Origin of the sequence: Kaistella sp. (assembly GCF_032060305.1) — a bacterium.
In the GTDB taxonomy this organism is placed as follows: Bacteria; Bacteroidota; Bacteroidia; order Flavobacteriales; family Weeksellaceae; genus Kaistella; species Kaistella yananensis.
The window spans coordinates 1-2,572 of the sequence record NZ_DAMBHK010000091.1; the positions used below are offsets into that span (position 1 = coordinate 1).

Sequence of the window (2,572 nt, forward strand, 5' to 3'; positions counted from 1 at the left end):
TATTTGTAAGAGCCTATTCAACAGTTTGTCCGGCTGAAGTAAAACAGATTGATTTCAAAGTCGGAAATTCTTTGCCGCTTCTGCATGCGAGTGCTGCCGTAAAAGTGTGCGATGATGATTCCGACGCTGTTAAATCAGTTAATTTGGCGAATTATCTTAAGGAGTTCACCGCAGATTCGGGAGTAACAGCCTCTTATTATTTGACTTTAGCTGATGCTCAAAATAACGTAAATGGAATTTCGAATCAGGTAAGTGTTTCCGGTACTGCAACTTATTATCTGAGATTCCATAAAAATAATTTCTGTGATGTGATTGGGCAATTGACGGTAAATGTTCAGATTCCAAAGAAATCTACAGAACTAGCAGATAAGCAAATCTGTCCGGGAACTACGACGGTATTGGATGCCGGTCCCGGATTCGATGCCTACCTCTGGAGCACGGGAGCTACCACATCATCGGTAACAGTACCGGTGGGTAATTATTGGGTAGATCTTACGCATAATGGCTGTACGTACAGGCAAAACGTTTCGGTGATAGCTGTTTCACTTCCGGAAATCACAAGCGTACAAATACAGGGAAGCACTGTAACCGTAACGGCTACCGGGGGTAACCCGCCTTATCAATATGCCATTGACGGTGGAACCTACCAATCATCAAATATATTTACGAATGTAAGAGGCGGCGACCATATCATTTCCGTAATTTCTGCTGATAACTGTTCACCGGTTACCGCAACCATTAACGTAATTGAACTTTACAACGCCATTACACCGAATGGAGACGGAATTAATGATGTGCTGAGTTATTCCGCACTTCTCCAGAAAGAAGAACCGTTCCTGCAGATTTTCGACCGTTACGGAAAGCTGGTGTTTACTGGTGATCAAAACAACCGATTTACTTGGGACGGAAGAATCGTCGGAAAAGGTGTAGGCACAGGAACTTTCTGGTACGTAATGAGATGGAAAGAACCGGGATTCACTGCGGTTACCGAATACAGCGGTTGGGTTCTTGTAAAAAACAGAGAATAACTGCTCTCCCACTATAATCAAAAAGCCTGAATCCGATGAATTCAGGCTTTTTTATTTTTCTAAGTAAATTATTAATCAACCAAATCGGTTAATTTCATGACTGTTTTTTCGGTTTCAGCTTTGAGGTCTTCAATATTGCTGTTGTTGTAGATGACAAAATCTGCTTTTTTCACTTTATCTTTTTCGGGCATCTGTTTATCCATCACCGCTTCAACTTCGCGGTAAGTTTTGCCGTCGCGGTCCATTACACGTTTGATTCTGATATTATCATCTGCCGTAACAAGAAGCGATTTATAGCAGCTTTCATGCAGCTTCAGTTCAAATAAAAGAGCGGTTTCTTTAAAGACAAATTCAGCGCTTTGACTGGCAACCCAGTTTTCGAAATCCAGCCTCACGGCAGGATGAATCAGTCCGTTCAGCTGCTTTAGCAGTTCTTCATTATTGAAAACGAGATCTGCCACATATTTCCTGTTATATCTGCCCGATTCATCGTAAGCATTTTCGCCCAGAAGTTTGCGGATGTCATTTTTCAGATTTTCGTTATCATTCACGATTTCTTTAGCCCTCACATCCGAATAATACACCGGAAATCCCAGTTCCTCAATAAATTCTGCTACTGTAGTTTTGCCCGAGCCGATTCCGCCCGTTAAACCGATAATTTTTTTGTTGTGATTAAAATGTTCTTCTTCCATGCTGTTTTCAGGTTAATAGCCAAAAACTTCGTTCATGGAGAAAGTTTCATCCAGACGAACGCCTTTTTCAGTCATCTTGAGGCTGGCGAGTTCGTTGTGAGCATCGTGTTCGAAAAACAACAGATATTCATTATCAACACACTGTTTCAGGAACTTAGCCTTTTCTTCCATCGTCAGCAGCGGTCGCGTATCGTAACCCATGACATAAACCTGCGGAATATGGCCCACGGTAGGGATAAGATCTGCCGCGAAAACAATGGTTTTTTCCTGATACTGAATCACGGGAAGCATCTGTTTTTCGGTGTGTCCGTCTACAAAAATCACATCCATCTTCAAATCCGGCGCGAATCCGTAATTTCCACTGGTCGGAGTTGGCAAAAAGTTAAGTTGTCCGCTTTCCTGCATTGGCAAAATATTTTCTTTTAAAAAACTTGCTTTTTCGCGCGGATTGGGTTCTGTAGCCCATTTCCAGTGATCTTCGTTAGTCCAGAAATGTGCATTTTTGAAAGCAGGACGATAGCCGGTTTTATCATCATTCCATTCTATCGCGCCCCCGCAATGGTCAAAATGAAGATGGGTAAGGAAAACATCGGTAATATCCTCGCGCACGAAACCGTATTTTTTTAGATTTTTTTCTAAAGAATCATCGCCCCAGAGGGAATAATGTCCGAAGAATTTTTCGTCTTGTTTGTTGCCAAGGCCGCAATCGATTAAGATTAATTTTTTGCCATCCTCCACCAAAAGCGAACGCGTTCCAAGCTCAATAAGGTTTCTTTCGTCGGCCGGATTGGTTTTTTCCCACAGGGTTTTCGGAACGACTCCAAACATAGCGCCGCCGTCTAATTTAAATTT

The 2,572-nt window shown here is 42.2% G+C and carries 3 protein-coding genes; 1 reads left to right on the forward strand and 2 read right to left on the reverse strand.

Features of this window, described 5'->3' with window-relative positions; all coding sequences use genetic code 11:
• The coding region (locus V5N63_RS10570; protein WP_332033912.1) for a T9SS type B sorting domain-containing protein at positions 1-1,028 on the forward strand (1,028 nt) is incomplete at its 5' end.
• A 71-nt stretch (positions 1,029-1,099) separates the two neighbouring features.
• Here the strand turns inward: V5N63_RS10570 and coaE are convergent.
• Both coaE and V5N63_RS10580 read right to left on the reverse strand, forming a co-directional pair.
• Positions 1,100-1,720 (reverse strand): dephospho-CoA kinase, encoded by a 621-nt coding sequence (gene coaE, locus V5N63_RS10575; protein WP_332033913.1) that lies wholly within the window; start codon positions 1,718-1,720, stop codon positions 1,100-1,102.
• Positions 1,721-1,732: 12 nt separating this feature from the next.
• A partial coding sequence (locus V5N63_RS10580; protein ID WP_332033914.1) for an MBL fold metallo-hydrolase occupies positions 1,733-2,572 on the reverse strand: 840 nt, incomplete at its 5' end.

Bases quoted from the DNA above. Each gene is read 5' to 3' on its own strand.
- coaE (WP_332033913.1), bottom strand. From the start codon at position 1,720: ATGGAAGAAGAACATTTTAATCACAACAAAAAAATTATCGGTTTAACG.